Here is a 22,987-nt window from a genome sequence, read left to right as displayed (position 1 = left end):
ACATCGAAGCCGTCAGAGACACCGCCGGTTTGGAGTTTCTGCAGCCGCAGATCGTTTCCAAACTGGGCAACCTCGAACTGATCGCCCGGCTGGTCGTCGAGGGCTTTATTACCGGCCTGCACAAAAGCCCTTACCACGGATTCAGTGTCGAATTTGCCGAGCATCGGCCTTACATGCCGGGGGACGAAATCCGTCACATCGACTGGAAGATCTACGCCAAGACCGATCGTTTTTTCATCAAGCAGTTCGAAGAGGAAACCAACCTCAAAGCCTATCTTTTGCTCGACGCATCCGCCTCCATGGGCTACACTTCGCATGCAATCACCAAGCTGCGCTACGCCGCCATCCTCGCAGCATCGCTCACTTTTCTCATGCTGCGGCAACGCGACGCCGTCGGCCTGGTCACTTTCGATCAGCTCATCCGCACCCTTTTGCCGCCGCGCTCCGTACCTTCTTATCTCTCTTTGATTCTCAAAGAGCTGCAGAACACCGCCGCGGGCTCATCGACCCGCATCGCTGCGGCTTTGCATCAAACCGCTGAACGTCTTCACCGCCGCGGCTTGATCATTCTGCTGAGCGACCTCTTGGACGAGCCGCGCGAGATCCTTGCCGGACTCAAGCATTTTCGCCACAAAAAGCACGAGGTCATTGTCTTTCATCTCCTCGATCCGCGCGAGATTACCTTCGACTTTCGCCAGGACGGCTTTTTTCAAGATATGGAGAGCGGCGAGACGCTGCCTACACAGCCTTGGCATGTGCGCAGCGAATATCGGCGGCTGGCTGCTCAATTCATCGAAGAGATGAAGCGCGAGTGCCTTTCACACCGTATCGATTATGTGACGGTACGAACGGATACGCCGCTTGACCGTGTATTGCTGGAGTATCTCATCAAGCGCAAGCGCATCGGCGGCTGAGGAGAAAGCAAATGAACGCCATGCTGAAATGGCCGATCTCAATTCTGGTGCTTGGACTTTCGGCAGCCGTTTTTTTATGGTCAAGAGGGCGGAAAAAGATGCGCTTTCAAAGCCGTTTAGCCGCTCTCTTTTTTCTGTTTTCCGTCATTCCGACCGTCCTCTTTTCTTTCCTCTTTGCCCAGCTGCTGCTGCAGACCGCCGACGCGTTCATCATTTCCGACCTCGATCACACCCTCACCCTATCCCTCGATGCTTTGAAGAGTCGGCTGCAGCATGAAGGGCGATGTTTTCTTTCATCGGTGAAGCGGCGGGAAGACTTTTCGCCGGAAAATCTGCAGGCCTTCGGTTTTGCCTACGGCGGCGAAATTTCCCGCCGCGGTGTCTTTTTGCAGAAAACCAAAGCCGCGCCCGACCTGGATCCGCACTCTTTTCTCCAGACGAGTCCTCAAGAACAAGATCGTCTGCTGCAGGAAGGTCAACTGATCTCCCGCGGCGGAGAAACCTATTTCGAGACCTTTGTCCAAGTCGACTCGGTCATCCGTTTTGTCGGCCTTCGATTGCCGGAGCCGCTCGTCGAAGCCAAGGACGCCGTTAGCCGCACCCTGCGACAAGCGGCCGCCCTTTTGGTCATGCGCGAACGCATGCTGCAGCAAAAGACCATCTGGGGGCTCGCTGCGCTGCTGCTCCTCAGCCTGGGAGGACTGGCGATTCTCTTGGCCGGTCAGGTTTCGCGGGACATCAGCACTCCCATTCTGCGCCTGACGGAAGGCATGAAACGAATCGGCGCCGGTGATTTGTCTTATAGAGTCGTGGCGGAGGCAAAGGATGAGATCGCTTTTTTAGTCGAATCCTTTAATCGCATGACTGAGGAGCTGCGCATCAGCCGCGAGCAGCTGCAACGGGCGGAACGCGCCGCCGCCTGGCGCGATGCAGCCCGCCAAATCTCGCACGAAATCAAGAATCCTTTGACGCCGATCGAATTTTCGCTCTACCGGTTGGAAGAGGGACTCAAGACCTCCCCGCAGACTGAAGAGCTGCATCAGACGCTGGCCGCACTGCGCAAGGAAATCGCCTCCATCCGTCGTTTGGCCGAGGCGTTTTCCCAGTTTGCCCGCATGCCCCATGCCGTTTTCAAGACCTGCGATTTAGCTGAAATCGTTCGTTCAACGGTAGATCTGTTTCGCCTCAACAATAATATCGAGATAGAGTTGACGGTGGAAGAAAACTTGCCGCCGCTATCGCTCGATGAGCAGCAGATCCGCAGCGTCGTCACCAATCTGATCAAGAACGCCGTTGAGGCGTCGCCGCCAGGAGAACAAGTAGTCGTCAACGTATTTCGGGAAAAAGTGAGAAATGTTGCTGTCGTACAGGTGATTGATCACGGCTGCGGCATGGATGAGGAAACCCGCAGACGGATTTTCGACCCCTACTTTACAACCAAAGCCGGCGGCGCCGGTATCGGTCTTTTTTTGGCGCAGCGTATCGTCGCCGATCACGGGGGCACACTGGATGTCCAAAGCCGTAAAGGTGAAGGCTCCACCTTTACCGTCTTTCTCCCCTATGAAAAACCGGCAATGCGGCAATAAAAAAGCCCCGTCGTTTTAGGACGGGGCTTCATATTTTCAGCATAAAGGCCGGTCACGACCCTGTCAGGCACACCGTAATGGCCCCAACCCCCTATTTCACCAAGGCGATCTTGCGGCTTAATTGGATCGGCATGCCGCGATGTCCGTTGGTATCCAGGCGGATTATGTAGACGCCGCTTGGAACGATGTTGCCGGCGGTATCGGTACCGTCCCAAACAACCGTATGGCTTCCGGCAGGCTGCACGCCTTCAGCCAATACCTTGATCTCCTGTCCCTGCATATTGAAAACCGCCAATCGGATATTCGCCTCGCGGTACAGCCGGAAGGGAACGGTCGTCGACAAATTGAAGGGATTTGGATAGGCGGCCAAAAGTTCGAATTCGGTCACCATTCTGCCGGCAGCATCGATCCGTTTGGATTTGACGCCCGTGGCGGATTTGTCGATGACGCTAAAGCCGTCGAGATAAATGGTCGTCGTATTGCCGCCGACGTTGACGCGAAAGTTGTTGGTCGGATCGGTGCGGGTGGCTTCGAATTCGATCGGCCCGTAGAGGTTGGCGCCGTCAATAGTTACAGACTGCCAAACCTGAGCAGCCCAAGGCGCTTGATTTTCCTGCATTCCGACGTCGATCGTCTTTTTTATATCGGAATCGGCAAAAAACCAGATTTCGTAGACGTGTCCGGAATCAAGCGGGCAGGTTTGATTGAGCTGGATATGCCAGGTCGCGCTTCCGCCGTTCGTTATCTCAATCACTAAATAGTTGGCATCATCAAAATAGGTATCAGGCACAACAGTTGCCGTAGCCTGCGCCCCTTCGTTCAGTTGCAGTATCCAATGCGTGAGCTTGGTATCGCACTCAAAGCTGCCGTTAAGAAGCTTCTCGCCGTTCGAAACCGGCCCGGCGCGGAAGGTGATGGGATCCGACCAGACGATGTTGTTATTGGTATCCTTCAGCTGCGCCTGCAGAGTATAGCGGCCGCGCTGTAGATTTTTCCACACATATTCCCAGGGCTCCTTTCTGACTAGGCCGCGCGTTAGACCGTTGTAGAACAGCCGGAGCTCTTTAATCGTCTCGCCGGTTGTCTTGACGTCAAAAGTAATGGTAATATCTTGACAAGGGGCGATGACGGCGCCGTTGGGCGGATAGGTAATCGCTACCGACATTTCCGCTTTTGCCGTCAGCGGCAAAAAGCTCAGCAGCGCAATTACCATGATCATCCATAGCAATTTAGACGACATAACGGACTCCTTTCTTTTAGATTAGACCATCGAACGCCGAATCGATGACGCATCGATCCGTTGTTTGTTTTCTCTCATAATCGAAAATTGTCGTAAGGCAAACTGAAACGGAGACGAACGTTTGCCGCATGCCGAAAGCGGTGCGCCGCTGCTCAAAAGCTTCCTCAGAGAGTCGGCGGGGCGCTCAGGATTGAATTCGCCTTCCGTATAACAAGAATAGGCGCCTGCCCATCTTTCTTCCCCGCGAAAAGGCAAGGGATCAGAGCCGCAGAGCAGCCGAAAACCGTTCTTCTCTGCTTCCCTCATCAGGTGAGGTTTCGGCCAGCCGAGCGGACGCATGGTGGTGTCGCTGATCAACAGTTCCGACGGCGAAAAGTCGCGCAATAACTGTTCGACTACCCGGCCGCGACTCCCCCACCACTTTCCCGGCGCCCAATTGACGGAGGCAATCCCGCCGGCTTGGCGCACGGCATGAACCGCATCTTTTGCATCATAAAGACCATCCGCCGCAGAAAATCGGCAAAGCAAAGCGCAGATTTCCACGCGCTCCCGAGTGACGTATTGGCGGCCTGCGGCAATCCACAACATCGGCGCATCCGAACGACGGTCGAACACCATCAGCGATTCCGCTTCCGCCGACGGCAGAAATCGATAGACGGCGCTTTCGTATTCAAGCGCTGTGGAGAAGAAGGAGCAATCCTGCCGCTCGGTCAACAGCCAAATCCTGACCGGTTCTTCTCCGCCTCCTTCCCGACACTGGTTATTGCGGAAATTAGCAAGAGAGCAGCCGATCATCCGCTCGACGTCGAACATCGGGTAAACATGGACATGGCCGTCGATCTGCAGGCGTTTCAGCATTGTGGTCTTCACAAAAAAAAAATAGCAAAAAAAATCTTCATTTTGCAATTTAAAAATTTTCTTAAAGCCGATTTTCGGCGGTGGGCAAAGATCGTCACCGTATCGACAAAGCCGATTTGTTGAAAAGTCTTATCGATCTTTTTCAGGCCACCAGGAGAGCCGGAGCGCTAAATTTTCTTTAAAATTTTTATGGATAGAAGCCTCTAAAACAGCTGTCGCTATCGCCTTATGTCTTTCATGGCTATTGTTTGTTTTCTCAATAAAGTCTCAGCAATATTTAAAGCTTGCAAAAAAGCCGCGCAAATAATACTTTTTTGCGATGAATAAAATTTATACCGCCGTCTATCTTTGGCAAAAAAGAGCTCTCTATTTGGCAGCGACGTCGCAAGGAATTTGCGTCGTCAGCTTTAATAAAGTCGAGTTCGAATCCTATCTGCGCGCCAAAGGATGGATAAAGCAGCGCAGTAATCCGTTGATCGACCGCCTGGTTGCCTGTCTGGACAACTATTTTGCAGGCAAAAGAGAATCTTTTGATCTGCCGTTAGACTGCGAAGGCACGGCTTTTCAAACAGCTGTCTGGCAGGCGGTTCGTCAAATCCCCTATGGGACAGTGCAGAGCTACGGCGAGGTCGCCGTGAGAAGCGGCAAACCGACCGCGCTGCGGGCGGTCGGCGCCGCCAACGGCGCCAACCCGACGCCGATTATTGTACCGTGCCATCGCGTCGTCTGCAGCGATCTGCGCTTGGGCGGTTACCGCGGCGGCGTTGAGCTAAAACGCACTCTGCTCGAACTCGAGGGAATGGTGCTCGACCCGAGCGGAGAAAGGATCTTGAAAAACGGAGCCAGTCGACTCTTCAGCGGTCGGCTCGATCTTGCCGATGTTGACGGCTACAAAACGGGCCGCCCTGCATCCCATTAAAAGGGACAGTATCAAAATCATGACCTTTTTCGACGACCAAGTCTATACTTTACAGTTCTGTCGTTCCTTAAGCATCCAGCAAACGAGCATCGTTTGGACGCCAGAGCCCTTGACCCTACCCACGGCGCTGACCGAGGAAATCGAGCGTCATTGGGCGTCGCTGTCAAAAGAATACATCTTTAACGGCGGCGTGGTCCGCCTCGATAGTTGGGAGCTGACGAACGATCACTTGACGCTGCATCTGCGTCCGTCCGACTACCGAACTCTTCTTTATTCCAATAGTCAAACAGAGGCAATTTTGCGGGACTGGGGCGCGGAGCGGCTTTCGCGGGCGCTGGGCATCAGCGCCGTGCTGACAAGCCGCGATGACCGGCTGTTCTTTATTCGCCGCAGCGAACGTGTCGGCGAATTTCCCGGCGCCTGGGACGTTTTCGGCGGACATATTGAGCCGCCAAGGCACGGCAAGCCGGACGTCTTTGCGGCAATGACCAAAGAGCTTGAGGAGGAAGTCGGTATCCATGCGGAGGAGATGGAGCTGTGCATCATAGGACTGATCGAATCTACTCCCAATCGAAAACCGGAGCTGATCTTTTCAGCCCGCAGTCTGCTCGACAGCGAACAGATCAGGGCACGGGCGCTAAAGGCATGCGATCGGAAAGAGTATTCGTTGTTGGCCGACATCCCGCGCCGGCGCGAAACTCTGGCCATGCTTCTATGCGATCCGCAAAAAAGCTGGAGCCCTTCGGCTTTTGCCTCGCTGGCTGTGTATTATGAACTGATCAGTTGAACAAGACGGGGAAGGAAAATGAACGAAACGGCAAAAGGAACCCAAATGCGTGAAAAATCGCCTAAATCGCGGCATCCGGACGTCAACCGCGTAATGATCGCAGGCAAGCTGCTGCACGATCCTCCCTTGCGGCATACGCGCAAAGGGATTCCGGTGACCAATTTCATTGTCGTGACTCAGCCGGAGCCGCAACCGCAAAAAATCGAGGGCTTGGAGCGGGAGCCCGTCTATGTCAGCGTGGTTGTTTGGGCCAAACAAGCGCAGGAATGCGCCAAACACCTGCGTAAAGGCAGCGCCGTCGTCATTATGGGCGAGCTGCAGTCAATGCCCAACGCCCGACCGGAAGAGCATTTCTGTCCGGTTCAGATCAGCGCTCAATGGATCCAATATTTGGAAAAAGGCAGCTTTTACCGCATTGCCGGCAGTGAAAACGGCGAGAGTCGCGAGGAGGAGCAGATTCAGGAAAACGAAGCCGAGGCTCAATAACCGAGCACGCTGCGCATGCCGCCGCGTTTTTCCACTTTGATGTCTTTGAACATCGGCGATTTGATGCTGAGCCGCGCATAAATGCGCCTGCCCGGTCCGGTGGGCACCCAGTCGATGATCGCCTCCCAGCAATGAAGGTCACGGTAAAAACTGAATCGATGGTGAGAGATCTCCCGTTTGGCAAGATCATAATGCGCGCTGTAGCCGATGCGCCAGTTGCGGGTAAGATTCATTTCCAACCCCGAGACGTCCAGATAGTACCTTTTTTGCGGCCGTGCCGGGTTGAAGCGGTTTAGGTTAAAGTTGAAATTGAGATTCATCCGCCAGGGAATGGAAAGCGAACGACGCACCCGATCGAGTTCCGACTTGACCTCGCTGCGGTAGATTTCTTCTTCCATCACCCCTAATTCCTGCTCGCCCATTTCCGATAGTCGCCGCTCGCCGTAGGTTCTCGGCATCTCTCTTTCCTGCAGGCGTCCGCCTCCTTCGCCTTTGCCCTGGAGTCGAAGACGAAAATTGAGCCGAAAATCGGTCATGCGGGCAAAGGCCAGGTGCTTCCAACCTTCATTTTCCCATAAATAGTCATCCGTCAACGTGCCGAGGCCCGATCTGCTGTTGACAAAGCGATAAAAGCTGTGGGACATGTCGGCACTGACGCTCAGATTCTGCATCGGATTGGCGGTTAAAGAGGTGCGCAGGTCGCTGAGCTTGTTCTTTTCCGCCCGCATGTTGTAGCCGGTGTTGAAATCCAAATTGAACAGGTCGATTTTCTGCTCCTTCTTTCCCTCTCCTTTTTTCATTTGAAACAAATTGCGTACGCTCAGACTTATGACGCCGCTGCCGAAACTCGGCGTACCAAAACCGAAACGATCCTTTTTAATCGTAGTACCGTCCGGTTTTTCGATGACCTGAAAGTATCCCCATTCCGGTTTGGAAAAGTCGGGAGCGTAGGAAAAAGACAGCGCCGGCGTAATGACATGACGGAACGAACTGATGTCGCCGATGGCAACCGGAAACACGCCGTAGACTTTGGTGTTCGCCGAAGCGCTGTAGGTAAAGGTGCGCCGCGCGGCAAAGCCAGGCTCCTTTTCGCTGATGATTTTTTGGGTCTCCTCATCGTACGAATAGGAGTACGTTTCGTTGAACCAGTCTTCCCGATAGTTGAGAGAATGGTTGAGGAGCAGCCAGCCGAAAAACTTTTTGGGACTGTTTAGGGACAAGGAAAGATTGTGACTGACTCGGCGAGTCACTTCGGTCTGCTTGAGGGTGTCGCGGAATGTGGTCGTCAGCGGATTTCCGAAAGCGTCGGTCGTCTCCACTTGTCGATCGACAAAGGAGAGGTACTCCCGCTCCTGATTCAACAAAGTCGAGTTGTAAGAGTAATAAAGCGACTCGTACCAACGCGAGGGACCGCCGCGCCGTTTCGGCTTGAAAATCTCCGATTGCCCTTTTCGAAACGACACTTGAGGAAAAACGATGGTCTGAACGTCGTCCTGAATGTCGTAGGACTGCGAAACGTTGACGCTCAGACTCAGCTTTTGCTTGGACCAGTTTTTCGTCAAGGTGGCGTTGGAGCGGAGTTCGCGGTTAAGGCGCGTATCGAGGTCGGTGCTGAAATTCTTGTAAAAATTCTTATCGCTGACGAAATTGCCCTGCGCCGTAAACCGGGCCGAAGGAGACAATTCCTGCGAGTGGTCGATGTTGAGGTCCCACCGCCGCATTTTAACGCCGGTTTCAAAATTCTTGCGGGTAAATGAGCCGGAGATCGTGCCGTTGAGGAGATAGCGCACCGAATAATTGGCTCCGCCGCGGAAAAGAAAACCGGAGCGTTCGAAAAAGTCGACCGATCCTTTGGCATCGAAATAGTCGTTCGGCGCCCAGTAATAACCGATGTCCCGCAAATATCTTCCTTCCTGATAACTGTAGCCGAAATGCGGGATGAGCACGCCGGAATGCCGACCCTTTTTGTTCGGGAAAATGATGAACGGCAAAGCAAACACCGGAATTTCGCCCAGGCGCAACACCACCGGCTTGGCGATCACCTTGTCGTTGGGAATCATTTTCATCCGCCGCGCCTCGAAACGAAAGTGCGGCGCACTGTCCAAATCGCAGGTCGTGTAGCGGGAATTAGAAATATTGAAGGTTTTAGGATCGACCCGTTTGATCTGTTGTCCTACATATTTGCCGCCTTCAACGTCTGATCGGCCTTTGATGACCCGTCCTTTTTCCGTGCGATAGTTGTAGATCATTTTCGCGCCGACCATCTGCGTGCCGCCTTCCGAAAGCACCGGCTCGCCCACCCACTTGACCTGAGGGACGGAATCCTGACCCGCCTCGTCGCTCTTTACCCACACCGTATCCGGCAGCGGCTCTGCAATGATCAATCGCGCGTCCCAATCGAGGGTAATCTGAGCAGCCTTTAAGGACATATCTTTGTAACGAACGACCGCATCGCCGATCAAGTAGGATTTGCGTTCAGCCAGATCGTTGAAAATGACTTTGGCTTCGTAGAATACGGTTGTGTCGATGTCTCCGGAAGCGGCCTTGGCTTTGACGGTTTCGACTTTGACGGCAAGCGTATCAACGGCTGCGGAATCGGCTTTGCTTGTCTGCGGCATCGACAAGCCGGCGGATAAGTGCGTTAGAAGGAAAAAACAAATTAAACCGATCTTTTCGGGCGATGACAAGGTCAAAGACTCCCTGCGTAGGCTATCGCTGTCGACTGGGCCATAGTCGCAAAAGACGCTCGCGGATTTTCTGCTCCACGCCGTTCTCCGTCGGCCGATAAAACACTTGGACGGATTTTTCATCGGGAAAATAGTTCTGTTCGACGAATCCGCCGAAATCGTGGGGATAGCGATACCCCGCGGCATAACCGAACTGCTTCATAAGTGAGGTGGGCGCATTGCGCAGATGTAAAGGGACGTCCGCCGGAGAGCCCTTCCGCAGCTCTTCGGTCGCCGCTTCGATCGCCAGGTAGGAGGCATTGCTCTTGGGGGCCGAGGCCAAATAAATCGTCGCCTGGGCAAGCACGATTCTCCCTTCCGGCATGCCGATGACGTCGATTGCCTGGAACGCCGCCGTGGCGATCAGTAAAGCGTGGGGATCGGCGTTGCCGATGTCCTCAGAAGCCAATATGATCAGCCGCCGCGCAATGAATTTGGGATCCTCGCCGCCGTCGAGCATTCGCGCCAGCCAATAGAGCGCCGCATCGGGATCAGAACCGCGCACGCTCTTGATAAAAGCGGAAATGACGTCGTAATGGTACTCGCCGCCCTTGTCGTACAGCAGCGAGCGCCGCTGCATGGCTTCCTCGATCTGCGTCCGATCGAGGACTCTTTTCCCCTCCGCGTCCGGAGGCGCAGAAAGTGCCGCCAGCTCCAACGCCGTAAGCAGATTGCGGGCGTCTCCGCCGGCCAGCAGGACCAGCGCTTCGCGCGCCTCGACAGTCAATTCCACGTTCATCTCCCGAAGCTCCGCATCCTTCTCCAATGCCCGATCCAATACCTGCATCAATTCTTCTTTACTCAAGGCCTCCAGCTTGTAAACTCGACAACGCGACAAAAGCGCCGAAATGACTTCAAAGCTGGGATTTTCGGTGGTGGCGCCGATCAGCAGCAGCGTGCCGTCCTCCACGGCATGGAGCAAAGCGTCCTGCTGCGCTTTGTTGAAGCGGTGGATTTCATCGATAAAAAGAATGGTTCGGCGGCCTCGGCGCCGATTCTCGCGCGCCGCGTCGATGATTTTGCGCACTTCGGCCACTCCGGCGGTAACGGCGCTGATCGAGACGAATTCCGAATCGGTTTCCGCAGCGATGATGCGCGCCAGCGTCGTTTTGCCGACGCCGGGCGGTCCCCAAAAAATCATCGAACCCGGGCGACCGCTCTCGACGGCACGCCGCAGCACCTTGCCCTCGCCAAGCAGATGGCGCTGCCCGATAAACTCGACCAGCTTGACCGGCCGCAAACGCTCCGCCAACGGCGGACGCACGCGTTCCTCTGCCCCAAACAAATCCATTGCTTTATGCTTCATTGTGTCAATTTATCGAAATGCAGGCGGAATTGCAAGGTACAAAATCCAAGGCATTGATCAAGCCGACATTCCTTCTAAATAATATTGACGAAATAAAAAGAAATGCCTAAATTATTACGATTTTCATCATTCTTTTCATTTTTAGTAAATTTGGACAGATAATGTCATATCAAGCGAATCCGGAATATTCACCACGGTTGGAGCTGCTTTTAAAGGCAGCTCGGGAGCTGTTCTATCGCTACGGAGTCAGGCGGGTTACCGTCGAGGAAATCTGCGCCAAAGCCGACGTCAGCAAAATGACGTTCTACAAGTTTTTTAACAACAAGGCTGATTTGGTCAAACACCTGCTTTCGAGGATGATTGCCGAAGGTGAAGGCAAATTTTTGCAAATCATATCGAGCGATGCTCCCTTTGCTGAAAAGATTCGGCAATTGATCGATCTCAAGCTGGATTTTATGAAGGAGATGAGCTCCGAGTTCATGCTCGAGATCCTTAACGGCTCTCTTCCGGAAGTGCAGCCCCTGGTCGAGGAAGCATCCCGCAGGCAGCAGGAGCAGTTCCTAAGCTTTGTCAGACGTTCTCAAGAGCAGGGTTATATTCGCAACGATTTGCACGTCGGATTGCATCTTTATCTCCTCGATCGCTTTACCGAAATGGTCAATGATCCGCGGCTGCTGCAGCTTTACCCTTCGCCCGCCGAGTTGGTCAAAGATCTGCTCAATTTTTACTTTTACGGTATCTTGAGCAGGCCATGAAGAATCGAATTGGACTGCCTCTCCTAGTACTTTGGGCCGTGTCGTACAGCGCCGACATCAACCTCAGCGGTCAGCTTTCCGGCTGGGCGCTCGGCAACTTGAAGAGAGGAGGCGCACAAGTCGGCTTCCATTACCTGCCGGAGGCGTTCGGCGGCTCCCCGCTTGCTTCGGGCCGCCTTGACGGTACCCTTTCTTTGCACCTGCGCGGGGATTATCGGCTTTCCGCCCATGAAGGAGAAGCATCCGCTCGAGTCTATCGTGCCTGGCTGCGCTGGTCTTCCGATCATTTCGAGGCCAGGTTCGGCCTGCAGAAGCTCGATTTCGGTTCGGCTCTGCTATTACGGCCGCTGATGTGGTTCGACTCACTCGATCCGCGTGACCCGCTGCATCTCACAAGCGGCGTCACCGGCGGCATGCTGCGCTGGGTCTCTTCGCACAATATCGTCGTACAGGGCTGGGCGCTGCTCGGCAGCGGCAAACCGAAAGGACTGGAACTGATTCCCTCACCCAAGAATGCGTTCGAGTTCGGCGGCAGAGCCCAATTCCCGACGCCTAAAGGTGAGATCGCCTTCACGGCGCATCGCCGCAGAGTGGAATCGCCTTCCTTCCTGCCCGGTTCCGGGGGTTCGAGGACGGCTGAAAACCGCCTGGCCGTGGACGGCAAATGGGATCTCGGCATCGGTCTCTGGTTCGAAGCCTCCCGCGTGCAGCCGGAAATGCGTATCGCAGGAATCGGCACACAAAAATTCTTGACTATCGGAACGGATTATACCTTTCCGCTCGGCAATGGTCTTCACGTGCTGCTCGAAGAAATGCTGAGCAAAATCGATCTCAATCTGCCTAACGTCGGCGAAAATCACCGCGTTGCCGCGCTTCAGGCGGATTATGCTTTCAGCCTTTGGGATCAATTTGCCGCCATTTACTTTTTAGATCAGCAACGTAAAGAGCTTTATCAATATTACGTCTGGCGAAGAACATACGATAACTGGAGCATAAACCTTGCGTTCTTGGCTTCTCCCAAAACTGCAGCTCTGCCGTTTACGCGGACGGAAAACGCTTTGCCGTTTCAGGGACATTGCCTTTTTTTGATCATCGTTCTGAATCATTAACAATCGAGGCCAAAATGACGGAAAGCCGAAACGACGCATTGGTCATTTTAGAAGAAGTTACAAAGCGCTACCCGATGGGGCTGGGGCAAACTTTGTCGGCTTTGCGGGGCGTTACACTGCGCTTCATGTCGGGCGAGTTTGCCGGAGTTGTCGGACCCAGCGGTTCCGGCAAAACGACACTTTTAAACATCATCGGTTCACTGGATACGCCGAGCAGCGGCCGTGCGGTCGTCATGGGCCGAGACATCAGTCGTCTGACGCCGCGGCAATCGGCCGAACTGCGCAATCGTCACATCGGCTTTATCTTTCAAACATTCAACCTGTTGCCGGTTTACACGGCATATGAAAACGTCGAGTTTCCTTTGCTGCTGCTTCACGTGCCGGCAACTGAACGCAGACGGCGTGTGATGGAGGCGCTGGAGTCGGTCGGGTTGGCCGACCGCGCCGACTCCCGTCCTGCGCAGCTTTCCGGCGGCCAATGTCAGCGTGTAGCCATCGCGCGGGCAATCGTTAAAAAGCCGGAACTGATTCTGGCCGACGAACCGACCGCCAATCTCGACGCCGAAAACTCGCACCTCATTCTGCAATTGATGAAAAAACTAAACCGCGAAACTGGTGCGACCTTTATCTTTTCCACCCACGACGACAAAGTCATTCGCTACTTGGAGCGAAAGATTACCCTGGAGGACGGCAGAGTCATAAAAGACGAAGCAATGACGCCGTTCCAAGGACTTGCAGGCTCCTTTTAAGCGGAGAACATTGGTATGATGGTGCTGAAATTAGCCGTAAAGAATTTAGCCGGTGCGGGAATCCGAACCTGGCTGAACGTGGCTGTGCTTTCCATTTCCTTTGTGGCGATCATTTTTCTGCAGGGTCTCTATAACGGCATGAACGAGCAGGCCTCACGGGCTCTCATCGACACCTATTACGGCGGCGGCCAATATTGGCAAAAGAATTATGATCCTTATGACGCCCTGACCCTTGACGACGCGCATTCGCCGCTGCCGCCGGCGCTCAAATCGATGATCGATGCAGGCCAGGCAGTGCCGATCTTGATCGCCCAAGCCGCAGCCTTTCCCAACGGGCGCATGGTTTCTCTGCAGCTTAAGGGCATTCCGGCGCAACAAACCTTTCTCGCACTGCCGTCGGCAGTTTTGCAGGACGATTCAGGCGAGATCCCAGCCTTGATCGGCACGCGCACGGCAAAAAAGCTCAAGCTGAACGAAGGCGATTATCTGACCGTCCGCTGGCGCGACCGCAGCGGCGCCTTTGACGCCGTCGACGTCAAGATCGTTCATATCCTAAAGACGACCGTGCCGCTGGTCGATGTCGGCACCGTATGGCTTCCGCTCGATCGTCTGGCGCAAATGCTCGACCTGCCTAACGAGGCAACCCTCGTCGTAATCCGTCCTTCAGCACCCATCCCTGGAGAATTCGAAGGCTGGTCGTTCAAGTCCCTTGATGATCTTTTAAGCGATTTGCGGCAGGTGGTCAAGCAAAAGAGCGCTTCGGCCTCCATCCTCTATCTCCTCCTGATGTTTCTCGGCTTGTTGGCGATTTTCGATACTCAGGTTCTATCGATTTTTCGTCGACAAAAAGAGATCGGTACGTTGATCGCCCTTGGCATGACGCGCGGTCAAGTGATCGGCTTATTTACTTTGGAAGGCGCGCTGCACGGCGTGCTTGCGGCATTGATCGGCGCCTTGTGGGGCTTTCCGATCATGGCGACGATGGCCCGCAAAGGTTGGAAACTGCCCGGCTATTCCGACGACTTTGGTCTGGCGATCGGCGAACGGCTCTATCCGCTCTATTCCGCGGCATTAATCATCGGCACAACGCTGCTCGTGCTGATTTCGGTGACGATCGTCAGCTGGCTGCCGACGCGGCGGATCGCACGAATGAATCCGACCGACGCCCTGCGGGGGAGGCGCGCATGATCCGCTTTCTCATCAAAGGCCTGCTGCGCGACCGCTCGCGCAGTCTGTTTCCGGTGATGGTCGTTGCTGCGGGCGCCTTTCTGGCCGTTTTCGGCTATTGTTGGATCAAAGGAACGCTCAACGACATTCTGTGGGCAAATGCGGCGTTCGATACCGGGCACGTTAAGATCATGACCAACGGATTTGCCGCGGAGGCCGATCTGTTGCCGAACGACCTGGCGCTGGCGGATGCGGACAGTCTGCTCAGCGATCTCCGCAGCCGTTACCCGTCGATGATCTGGACTTCCCGCACCCGCTTCGGCAGCATGATCGACATTCCCGACAGCCTCGGCGAGACGCGTGCTCAGGCGCCGGTAATGGGATTGGCGATCGATTTATCGCCGACGAGTCCGGAACGCCGCATCCTTCATCTGGAAAACGCGCTCGTGCGCGGCCGTTTACCGCAGCAAAAAAATGAGATGCTCATCAGCGAACTTTTGGCGGAACAGCTCGGCGTATCTCCAGGAGAGGTCGCCACTCTGATCGGTTCCTCCGCCTACGGCAGCTTGACGCTGCACAACTTTACCATCGCCGGAACGATCCGGTTCGGTGTAACCGCCATGGATCGCAGCGTTATTCTCGTGGATGAGCATGAGGCTCGCTTGATGCTCGATATGGAAAATGCTTCTTCAGAGATCGTCGGCTATTTTCCTGATTTGCTCTACAAACAGGCGGCGGCCTCAAGCATCGTTGCCGACTTTAATTCGATGCAGACGGATGTCGAAGACAGTCCGCACATGTTTGCCCTTCATGAGCAGAACGAGCTGGAGAGCATGCTGATTTGGATCAATTATTTCAGCGCCATCGTCATCGGCGTGTTTATAGTCGCAATGTCGATTGTGCTGTGGAATGCCGGTCTGATGGGCAGCCTGAGGCGATACGGCGAGTTCGGTTTGCGGCTGGCCATCGGCGAATCCAAACTGCATGTCTACCAGACTCTGCTCGCCGAATCGTTGATCATCGGCCTCATCGGCGGAGTCATCGGAACGGCGCTGGGATTGGCCGCAGCCTATTATCTGCAGGTCAAAGGGATGGACATATCGGGCGCCGTTAAAGGTTCGAACATGCTGTTGACGAACGTCATCCGCGCCCAAATTACGCCGGCGGCACTCTATGTCGGCCTGATTCCCGGCCTCATCGCCCCGCCGCTGGGAACCGCCGTTGCCGGTATCGGCATTTTCAAACGGCAAACAGCCCAACTGTTCAAGGAGCTCGAAGTATGAACCGCTCTTGGATTTTCACACTTTGCATGCTTGCGGCAGCAGCGCAGGCGCAGCCGCCTGCCGAAGAAATACTTCACCGCGTCGACGCCGTCATGACCTCGGAAACGAAAATCGTCGTCTCGAAAATGATCATCCACGGCAGACGCAGCACAAGAATCGTCGAAGCCAAGTCCTATATCGATGGCACTCGCCGCGCCTTTACCGAATATTTGGCCCCTCCGCGCGAAGCGGGCACCAAAATGCTCAAGTTGGAAGATCAGCTGTGGACTTTTTCGCCGCAGACTGATCGAATCATCAAAATTTCCGGACATATGCTGCGGCAATCGGTCATGGGATCGGATCTTTCGTATGAAGACATGATGGAGGATCCGCAGCTGGCGAACCTCTACCATGCCGTTCTTTTGGGAGAAGAGAGCATCGGCGATCGCCCATGCTGGATACTGCAGCTCGAAGCCAAGACGGCCGATATTGCCTATCCTTCCCGCAAAATATGGGTCGACAAAGAGAGGTATCTGGTTCTGAAGGAGCAGCGCTTTGCCAAAGGCGGTCGCCTGCTTAAAACCGCCACAGTCGAAGAGGTCAAACTGCTCGACGGCCGCTGGACGCCGGTCAGAGCCCGCTTTAAGGACGAACTGCAGAGCGGAGAGGGAACGGAATTTATCATCGAATCGATACAATACAACGCCGCCATTCCCGAACATCTTTTTACCAAGGCGGCCCTGCGCAGATAGGGGCTCAAGGTCTGATCATTCTCTGACAAAAAATTACATTGCCGAACGAAACCTTTTCCGCAGGTCGGCGTCTAAGCGTTTCGAATTTACCGACCGGTAGGTAGAACAACCGAGGGATTGTACCATCGACGAGAAACAGACCAAAGAGACCATTTTTACCGCAGCGGCGCATCTTTTTGCCGAAAAAGGCTTCGACGGCGTTTCCATGCGGGAGATTTCGGAGCTTTCGCAGGTTTCGAAACCGACCATCTATTACTATTTCGGCAGCAAGGAAGGAATTTATCGCGAGCTTCTCGCTGCCGGTTTTGCCTATGTTCAGGACAAAATTAGGGAAATAGCCGAGAAAGAGATTTCGGTTAGAGAAAAGCTGGTCGAGTTAACCAGAATGTTTTTTGCCGAATCGATCAAGCACCCTGATTTTGTCAGATTTTTTTTCAACTTGCTTTCATCAGCACCGGCGGATAGAAACCTGTTGTGCGATTTGGACAAACAGAAGGTCGGTGTGCAACTGTTGGTGCAGATGATCGGCGAAGGCATTCGCAACGGCGAGTTCGGATCCGGTGTGGATCCGGAGTTGGCGGCAGAAATCTTTGGGGGCGTCATCCGCCATTTTGTTCTCAAACAGTTGGTATCCAAGGAGGTCATTCTCAACGACGCCTTGGCGGGCAAGATAATCGATTTGTTATTCAAAGGATTGAACGAATAGATGAATTGAGGCAAGTATGAAACACAGTGTTTGGGCAATTGTTCTCATCGGATTTTTCGGCATGGCTTCGGCAGAAGAGGAACTGGTTTTGACGATCGAAAAGAGCGTCGAGCTGGCAATGGCCAATAACCCCGCGTATCAGATGAAGCTGAAAGAAGTGCGCAAGGCGAAAGCGGCGGTCGTCGAGGCTTACTCGAATCTCCTGCCGCAGGTCAATGCCACTGCCAGTCTGCAGCATGCCTGGGCCATACAGCAAACGACCATCCCCAACTTTATCAAATTCATGTTGGGTGAAAATTTTCCCGGCGCTTCGATGATGCCGGATTATGTGCGCATTTCCTTCGGCTTGGAAAATACGTTTGTCTACGGCGCTTCTCTGACCCAGCCGCTCTTTTTAGGGGGCGCCGGTTGGGCAGGCGTGCAGATCAGCCGCGCAGCTGCCGAAGCGGCGGAGCAGAGCCTCGAGGCAACCGCGCAGTCGCTGCGCTACCAGACGGCCGCCGCATTTTACGGCTGCCTGCTGGCGCAGGAGGTGGCGCATGTCCGCAAGCAGGCGTTGGAGGAGGCGCAAAAAAATCTGGACATTGTGCGCAAAAAGTATGAGGCCGGCGCAGCGTCCAGATTCGACGTCATGCGCGCCGAGGTCAATCTGGCCAACCTGAAACCGGAGGCGATCTCGGCCCGCAACAATCTGCAGAATGTCATGACCCTTCTCAAAATGACCCTGGCCCTGCCGATGGAAACGCCGATTAGGCTGGAAGGACATCTATCCTTTGCCGAGGATGAATTTACCGGCTTAGCGTTGGAAGAGTATCAGCGCATGGCGCTTCAGTTTCGGCCCGAGATCAAGGTGCTCGATCAGTCGAAATACATGGCGCACAAAGGCATTACAGCCGCGCGCAGCGCGTTTCTCCCCAAGGTCTTTTTCCAAACCGATTACTCGTATATGGCCATGCGCAACGACATGAAATTCGCGCAGAAGGACTTTAGCAAAGGCTTTACCTCCGCCGTGGCGGTGCAGCTGCCGCTGTTTACCGGTTTCAAGTCGATTGCCCAATACCAAAAAGCGCAGATCGATTACCGGGTAGTTTTGGACACAAAAAAGCAGTCGGAGGACGGCATTGCCGCGGAGGTGGAGGCCGCCTACCACAAGCTGATCGAAGCGAAGGAACGCTATGCGTCGGCAAACGAGACGGTGCATCTGGCGGAAGAGTCCTTTCGCCTGGCCGGCATGATGTACGAAGAGGGCGCCAATACGCAGCTGGACGTCTTTACGGCGCAGTTGGGATTGACGAGCGCTCGTCTCAACTATCTTTCTTCGCTCTATGATTACCAGATGGCGCGGTACGCCCTGCGGTTGGCAACCGGCCGATTGAAGGAAATCCTTTGAATCTGACTTTGCAAATAAAGGAGCAACACATGAAATATTTTTCGGTTACGCTTTTGCTGATCGTAATGACATTGGTGATCGGCTGCAGCACACAATCCAAAACAACTCAAGAGCAAGCCAAAGTACCGGTGACGATCACCGAAGTCAAACTGGGTAAAGTAGAAAAGTCGATCGTTTACAACGGCGACATTCAGGCCGAGTTGTCGGTAAAGGTTTTTTCCAAGATTCCCGACCGGATCGAGACGTTTTATGTTGATGAAGGCGCCTATGTTTCCAAGGGGCAGGCCATTGCCAAAATTCAGGCCACGACCATCGAACAGGCGGTACGGCAGGCCGAAGCAGGCTTGAATGCTTTGCGCGCCCAGGAATCCAATCTCAACGTCGAATATGAGCGGATGAAACGGCTGTTCAACGAAGGGGCCGTCAGCCGACAGCAGTTCGACGCTTTGGAAACGCAGTACAAGGCGATCAAAGCGCAGGTCGAGCAGGCAGAAGCCGGTCTGGCGAGCGCGCGAGCTTCGCTTCAGGATGCCACCATCACGGCGCCGATTACCGGAATTATCGGCAAGCGTTATCTCGAAGCCGGCGACATGGCGGCGCCCAGTCTGCCGCTGGTGGAAATTGTGCAGATGGATCGGGTCAAGGTGGTCTTTGACGTTACGGAAAGCGATCTGCGGCTGCTCAAAATCGGCCAGCCGGCGACCGTGCGCATCAAAGGCGAAAGCAACAGAACCTTTGAGGGACAAGTCTACAAAATCAGCCCGATCCTTGATCCCATGACGCGCATGGCCTCTGTCGAAGTGCTTGTAGACAACCGCGACCGATTCCTCAAACCGGGCATGTTTGCCCAAGTCGTTGTTACGACGGGCGTTTTGGATAATGTGATTACCGTACCCCGTTATGCCGCAGTGGAAAACACTTCGCTTACCCGCGTTGCCGGCAAGGATGAGGTGGTGAAAAAGTACAATGTCTTTGTCGTCGAAAACGACCGCGCCGTGCAGCGGGAGCTCGATGTCGCTTATGTTAATCACGTTTCCATCGCCGTGAAAAGCGGATTGAACATCGGCGAAAAACTCGTTGTTCAGGGTCAGAACAATCTTCGGGACGGAACAGCGGTCGCGATCATCGAAGAGGAGAAGTAATATGAAGATTACCGAAATTGCCGTCCGAAGAGTCGTCACCTCGACGATGGTCTTTTTGATCATTCTGGGGTTCGGCTTTTTTTCGCTGCTGCGCTTAAAGCTGGATCTCTATCCCAAGCTTGAATTTCCGGTCATTGCGGTGATCACACAGTATACCGGCGTCGGTCCATTCGACATGGAAACGGTGGTGACCCGACCGATCGAAGAGACGTTGGCGACGGTGAAAAACGTCAAGCGCATCAATTCCCAATCGGCGCAGAGCCTGTCGCTGATCACGCTCGAGTTCGATTGGGGAACCGACATGAATCAAGCCGAAATCGACGTGCGCAATCAATTGGATTTTGTACGCGACATGCTGCCGCCGGACGTGACCTCGCCGATGGTATTCGCCTTTGATCCCTCGATGCAGCCGATTCTCTATTTTTCGGTCACTTCCGACGTCCACGGGCCGGCGGAGCTTCGCCGCATTGCCCAGCACGAGATCGAACCGCGCATGGAGCGCATTCCCGGGGTGGCCTCCGCCATGACGACCGGCGGCATGGCGCGGGAAATCAAAGTACTGGTCGATCCTTTGCGCCTGCGCGCTCATAACTTGTCCATTCAGCAGGTGGTACAGGCTCTGCAGATCAACAATCTGCAAATCCCCAGCGGCTATATAGAAAACGGCCGCCAGGAATTCACCATTCAGACCGTCGGCGAATATCGCAGCATCGAACAGATCGAGAACACGAGCATTCTGTCGCCCGCCGGCGCAAGTGTTCGGATCAAGGATGTTGCGGACGTCATTGACGGATTCAAAGAAGAACGGCAAAGAGCTTGGGCGAACGGCAAGCCGTCGGTCATGCTCTTTCTGCAGCGGCAGTCGGACGCCAACACGGTTCAAGCTTGTAAGGCAGTCATGAAAGAGTTGCCGAAAATTCAAAGCGAGCTGCCTAAAGGTGTGCACATCGAAACGTTTCTGGACATGTCCGAGTTTATTCGCCGCTCCATGTCCAATCTGGGCAACACGGCCCTGCAGGCCATCGTCATCACCTTTGTCGTGCTGCTGTTCTTTCTCCGCAATCTACGCAGTTCGCTTATCGTTGCCGTATCGATCCCCATTTCCATTATGGCCACTTTTGCGGTCATGGATCAAGCCGGACTTACGCTGAATATCATCTCGATGGCGGGTCTGGCGTTGGCCGTCGGTATGCTGGTCGACAATTCCATCGTTGTATTGGAAAGCATCTTCCGCCTACGCGAAGAGGGCGACGGTCCGGTCGATGCTGCCAACCACGGAACGAACCAGGTGGCCATGGCTATTACCGCCTCTACTCTGACGACGTTGGCCGTCTTTGTTCCGGTTCTATTTGTCCCTGGACTTGCCGGACAGTTGTTCAAGGAGATGGTCATTACCATCTGTTCCTCGCTGATTATTTCACTCGTCGTCGCTTTGACGCTGATTCCCATGCTTTCCTCCCGCTTTTTAACGGCCGAGAAAGCGGCTGAAGGGCGGTGGAAAAAATGGAGCGATATGATCGGGCAATGGATCGATTCGTTGCGCGAGAGATACACGCAACGGTTGGAATGGGCGCTGCATCATCGCGGTCTTGTCTTAACCGTGACCGGCGCTCTGTTTATCGTTTCGGTCGTGCTGCTGGTGGTGCGCGGCGGCGAGTTTTTGCCGGAAGGCGACGACGGCTTTATCTCCATCGCTGTAGACCGCACACCCGGCATCAGTCTCGATGAAATGTCAAGGACCATGAAGCAGATCGACGACATTCTCGCCGCCAAAGTGCCCGAGGCCGTCGGCACATTATCCACGTTCGGGCAGGGAGAGGGCATCATGGCGTTCTTTTCCTCGCGCTTTGCCGCCGAAGGCGACATCACCGTTCGTCTGCCCAGCCTCAGCAAACGGAAACGAAGTGAGGATGAGATCAAAGCTTCCCTGCGCGAGGATTTTGCCCGTATTCCCGATGCCAAAATCAATTTTTCCGACCGAGGACAGCAGGCCATGATGGGGAACGCGGCGGATATAACCGTCAAGATCATCGGCCATGACTTGAGCATGGCCGAAGCAATGGCCAACACCATTTTAGAACGTGTGAAAAAAATACGAGGCGTAGTCTTTGCCGAGACGAGCATCGAGAAGGCGCGGCCGGAATTGGTCATCAATCTTGACCGTGACCGTATAGCGGATCTCGGCCTGAGTACGGCGCAAGTGGGACAGACGGTCAGCACCAGCATTCTAGGCTCGGTTGTCACGCGTTATCGCGAAGGCGGCGACGAGTTCGACATCCGCGTCCAGCTGGCTCCCGAAGCGCGGCAGTCCAAAGAAGATCTGGAAAATCTGCTCATCATGACGCCCCAGGGCCGCCAAATCCCGCTGCGCGCCGTCGCTTCGATCGAGTACACCAAGTCTCCGCAAACCATCGTGCGTGAAGATCAAGAGCGGGTTGTGAGCGTCAACATCGACATCTCGGGACGCGACCTGCGCAGCATTACCCGCGACGTGAAAAAAGTTCTTGCCGGCGTCGCCGTTCCGCCGGACTTTCGTTTCGAGATCGGCGGCTCAGCCGAAGACATGCAGGAATCGTTTATGTACTTGGGCATCGCCATGCTGGTCGCCATTGTCCTCACCTACATGGTGATGGCCTCGCAGTTCGAGTCGCTGGTTGATCCGTTCATCATTCTCTTTACCATCCCCATGTCCTTTATCGGCGTAGCGCTGGCTCTGCTGATTACCAACACGCCTCTGAGCGTCATGGCATTGGTGGGAATCGTGATGTTGGTCGGCATCGTCGTCAATAACGGCATTGTTTTGGTCGACTATACCAATCAGCTGCGGCATCGCGGGTTAGATTTGTTCGAGGCTCTCATTCAGGCGGGCAGAATCCGTATGCGGCCGGTATTAATGACTGCGGCCACCACGATCCTGGCCATGACGCCGTTGGCGTTCGGCTTGGGAGAGAGCGGCGAACAGTGGGCGCCGATGGCCCGTGCGGTGATGGGCGGTCTGACGGTTTCCACGCTTTTGACATTGCTCGTCGTGCCGGTCATTTATGCGGTGGTTGAAATCACTTCGGCAAAAAGAAAACAAAAAAAGCAGGCTAAGCGGCAGGCACGGATAGCGGGTTAAAAAGCGTAATCTCAA

19 protein-coding genes are annotated in these 22,987 nt (G+C 54.5%); 15 read left to right on the top strand and 4 right to left on the bottom strand.

Translation table 11 applies throughout. The annotated features are described in order from the left end of the window. The first annotated feature begins 29 nt into the window (after positions 1 to 29). Together ONB24_10075 and ONB24_10070 are read left to right on the top strand one after the other, a co-directional pair. The gene (locus tag ONB24_10075) at positions 30 to 914 is read left to right on the top strand and encodes a DUF58 domain-containing protein (protein MDZ7316458.1); all 885 of its coding nucleotides are present in this window, start codon (positions 30 to 32) and stop codon (positions 912 to 914) included. An 11-nt stretch (positions 915 to 925) separates the two neighbouring features. Further along, on the top strand, positions 926 to 2,500 hold the full coding sequence (locus ONB24_10070) for an ATP-binding protein (protein MDZ7316457.1): 1,575 nt from the start codon (positions 926 to 928) through the stop codon (positions 2,498 to 2,500). Between the two features lie 91 nt (positions 2,501 to 2,591). On the opposite strand, the gene ONB24_10065 is transcribed toward ONB24_10070, so the two are convergent. Together ONB24_10065 and ONB24_10060 are read right to left on the bottom strand one after the other, a co-directional pair. Continuing rightward, positions 2,592 to 3,740 (bottom strand): carbohydrate binding domain-containing protein, encoded by a 1,149-nt coding sequence (locus ONB24_10065; GenBank protein ID MDZ7316456.1) that lies wholly within the window; start codon positions 3,738 to 3,740, stop codon positions 2,592 to 2,594. Between the two features lie 21 nt (positions 3,741 to 3,761). Next, positions 3,762 to 4,598: a hypothetical protein gene (locus tag ONB24_10060; GenBank protein ID MDZ7316455.1), complete on the bottom strand. Its 837-nt coding sequence runs from the start codon at positions 4,596 to 4,598 to the stop codon at positions 3,762 to 3,764. Between the two features lie 319 nt (positions 4,599 to 4,917). Between ONB24_10060 and ONB24_10055 the strand changes: the two genes are divergently transcribed. From ONB24_10055 to ONB24_10045, 3 genes are read left to right on the top strand one after another with little or no spacing between them, the layout of a single operon-like run. Then, entirely contained in the window at positions 4,918 to 5,517 is a 600-nt protein-coding gene (locus ONB24_10055) for a methylated-DNA--[protein]-cysteine S-methyltransferase (GenBank protein MDZ7316454.1), read from the top strand. Then, positions 5,477 to 6,304 (top strand): NUDIX domain-containing protein, encoded by an 828-nt coding sequence (locus ONB24_10050; protein MDZ7316453.1) that lies wholly within the window; start codon positions 5,477 to 5,479, stop codon positions 6,302 to 6,304. The genes ONB24_10055 and ONB24_10050 overlap by 41 nt, the downstream gene beginning before the upstream one ends. Positions 6,305 to 6,322: 18 nt before the next feature. Beyond that, a complete protein-coding gene (locus ONB24_10045; protein ID MDZ7316452.1) occupies positions 6,323 to 6,790 on the top strand; it encodes a single-stranded DNA-binding protein in 468 nt (155 codons plus the stop codon). Here ONB24_10045 and ONB24_10040 read toward each other — a convergent pair. After that, entirely contained in the window at positions 6,784 to 9,408 is a 2,625-nt protein-coding gene (locus tag ONB24_10040; GenBank protein MDZ7316451.1) for a putative LPS assembly protein LptD, read from the bottom strand. The genes ONB24_10045 and ONB24_10040 overlap by 7 nt on opposite strands. A gap of 91 nt (positions 9,409 to 9,499) precedes the next feature. Then, a complete protein-coding gene (locus ONB24_10035) occupies positions 9,500 to 10,807 on the bottom strand; it encodes a replication-associated recombination protein A (protein ID MDZ7316450.1) in 1,308 nt (435 codons plus the stop codon). A gap of 176 nt (positions 10,808 to 10,983) precedes the next feature. Between ONB24_10035 and ONB24_10030 the strand changes: the two genes are divergently transcribed. The 10 genes from ONB24_10030 (at position 10,984) to ONB24_09985 (ending at position 22,972) form a co-directional block, all read left to right on the top strand. Then, positions 10,984 to 11,577 (top strand): TetR/AcrR family transcriptional regulator, encoded by a 594-nt coding sequence (locus tag ONB24_10030; protein MDZ7316449.1) that lies wholly within the window; start codon positions 10,984 to 10,986, stop codon positions 11,575 to 11,577. Then, on the top strand, positions 11,574 to 12,686 hold the full coding sequence (locus tag ONB24_10025; protein ID MDZ7316448.1) for a hypothetical protein: 1,113 nt from the start codon (positions 11,574 to 11,576) through the stop codon (positions 12,684 to 12,686). The genes ONB24_10030 and ONB24_10025 overlap by 4 nt, the downstream gene beginning before the upstream one ends. Before the next feature lie 14 nt (positions 12,687 to 12,700). After that, positions 12,701 to 13,435: an ABC transporter ATP-binding protein gene (locus ONB24_10020; protein MDZ7316447.1), complete on the top strand. Its 735-nt coding sequence runs from the start codon at positions 12,701 to 12,703 to the stop codon at positions 13,433 to 13,435. Between the two features lie 15 nt (positions 13,436 to 13,450). Then, positions 13,451 to 14,623: an FtsX-like permease family protein gene (locus tag ONB24_10015; GenBank protein ID MDZ7316446.1), complete on the top strand. Its 1,173-nt coding sequence runs from the start codon at positions 13,451 to 13,453 to the stop codon at positions 14,621 to 14,623. Continuing rightward, complete coding sequence (locus ONB24_10010) at positions 14,620 to 15,885, top strand: FtsX-like permease family protein (GenBank protein ID MDZ7316445.1); 1,266 nt, start codon at positions 14,620 to 14,622, stop codon at positions 15,883 to 15,885. The genes ONB24_10015 and ONB24_10010 overlap by 4 nt, the downstream gene beginning before the upstream one ends. Beyond that, positions 15,882 to 16,616: an outer membrane lipoprotein-sorting protein gene (locus tag ONB24_10005; GenBank protein ID MDZ7316444.1), complete on the top strand. Its 735-nt coding sequence runs from the start codon at positions 15,882 to 15,884 to the stop codon at positions 16,614 to 16,616. The genes ONB24_10010 and ONB24_10005 overlap by 4 nt, the downstream gene beginning before the upstream one ends. 151 nt (positions 16,617 to 16,767) lie before the next feature. Next, positions 16,768 to 17,322 (top strand): TetR/AcrR family transcriptional regulator, encoded by a 555-nt coding sequence (locus tag ONB24_10000; protein ID MDZ7316443.1) that lies wholly within the window; start codon positions 16,768 to 16,770, stop codon positions 17,320 to 17,322. Positions 17,323 to 17,338: 16 nt separating this feature from the next. Then, positions 17,339 to 18,712 (top strand): TolC family protein, encoded by a 1,374-nt coding sequence (locus ONB24_09995; protein ID MDZ7316442.1) that lies wholly within the window; start codon positions 17,339 to 17,341, stop codon positions 18,710 to 18,712. Between the two features lie 29 nt (positions 18,713 to 18,741). Next, a complete protein-coding gene (locus ONB24_09990) occupies positions 18,742 to 19,854 on the top strand; it encodes an efflux RND transporter periplasmic adaptor subunit (GenBank protein ID MDZ7316441.1) in 1,113 nt (370 codons plus the stop codon). Position 19,855: 1 nt separating this feature from the next. Further along, a complete protein-coding gene (locus ONB24_09985; protein ID MDZ7316440.1) occupies positions 19,856 to 22,972 on the top strand; it encodes an efflux RND transporter permease subunit in 3,117 nt (1,038 codons plus the stop codon). The last annotated feature ends 15 nt before the right edge of the window (positions 22,973 to 22,987 follow it).

Source organism: candidate division KSB1 bacterium (genome assembly GCA_034505495.1).
In the GTDB taxonomy this organism is placed as follows: domain Bacteria; phylum Zhuqueibacterota; class Zhuqueibacteria; order Residuimicrobiales; family Krinioviventaceae; genus Fontimicrobium_A.
Note: the sequence above shows the minus strand (reverse complement) of the source record. Positions and strands in the feature narration are given on the sequence as shown.

Bases quoted from the DNA above. Each gene is read 5' to 3' on its own strand.
- ONB24_10050 (MDZ7316453.1), top strand. From the start codon at position 5,477: ATGTTGACGGCTACAAAACGGGCCGCCCTGCATCCCATTAAAAGGGAC.
- ONB24_10025 (MDZ7316448.1), top strand. From the start codon at position 11,574: ATGAAGAATCGAATTGGACTGCCTCTCCTAGTACTTTGGGCCGTGTCG.
- ONB24_09985 (MDZ7316440.1), top strand. From the start codon at position 19,856: ATGAAGATTACCGAAATTGCCGTCCGAAGAGTCGTCACCTCGACGATG.
- ONB24_09990 (MDZ7316441.1), top strand. From the start codon at position 18,742: ATGAAATATTTTTCGGTTACGCTTTTGCTGATCGTAATGACATTGGTG.
- ONB24_10020 (MDZ7316447.1), top strand. From the start codon at position 12,701: ATGACGGAAAGCCGAAACGACGCATTGGTCATTTTAGAAGAAGTTACA.
- ONB24_10015 (MDZ7316446.1), top strand. From the start codon at position 13,451: ATGATGGTGCTGAAATTAGCCGTAAAGAATTTAGCCGGTGCGGGAATC.
- ONB24_10030 (MDZ7316449.1), top strand. From the start codon at position 10,984: ATGTCATATCAAGCGAATCCGGAATATTCACCACGGTTGGAGCTGCTT.
- ONB24_10010 (MDZ7316445.1), top strand. From the start codon at position 14,620: ATGATCCGCTTTCTCATCAAAGGCCTGCTGCGCGACCGCTCGCGCAGT.
- ONB24_10040 (MDZ7316451.1), bottom strand. From the start codon at position 9,408: ATGCCGCAGACAAGCAAAGCCGATTCCGCAGCCGTTGATACGCTTGCC.
- ONB24_10060 (MDZ7316455.1), bottom strand. From the start codon at position 4,598: ATGCTGAAACGCCTGCAGATCGACGGCCATGTCCATGTTTACCCGATG.
- ONB24_10035 (MDZ7316450.1), bottom strand. From the start codon at position 10,807: ATGGATTTGTTTGGGGCAGAGGAACGCGTGCGTCCGCCGTTGGCGGAG.
- ONB24_09995 (MDZ7316442.1), top strand. From the start codon at position 17,339: ATGAAACACAGTGTTTGGGCAATTGTTCTCATCGGATTTTTCGGCATG.
- ONB24_10055 (MDZ7316454.1), top strand. From the start codon at position 4,918: ATGAATAAAATTTATACCGCCGTCTATCTTTGGCAAAAAAGAGCTCTC.
- ONB24_10065 (MDZ7316456.1), bottom strand. From the start codon at position 3,740: ATGTCGTCTAAATTGCTATGGATGATCATGGTAATTGCGCTGCTGAGC.
- ONB24_10070 (MDZ7316457.1), top strand. From the start codon at position 926: ATGAACGCCATGCTGAAATGGCCGATCTCAATTCTGGTGCTTGGACTT.
- ONB24_10005 (MDZ7316444.1), top strand. From the start codon at position 15,882: ATGAACCGCTCTTGGATTTTCACACTTTGCATGCTTGCGGCAGCAGCG.
- ONB24_10045 (MDZ7316452.1), top strand. From the start codon at position 6,323: ATGAACGAAACGGCAAAAGGAACCCAAATGCGTGAAAAATCGCCTAAA.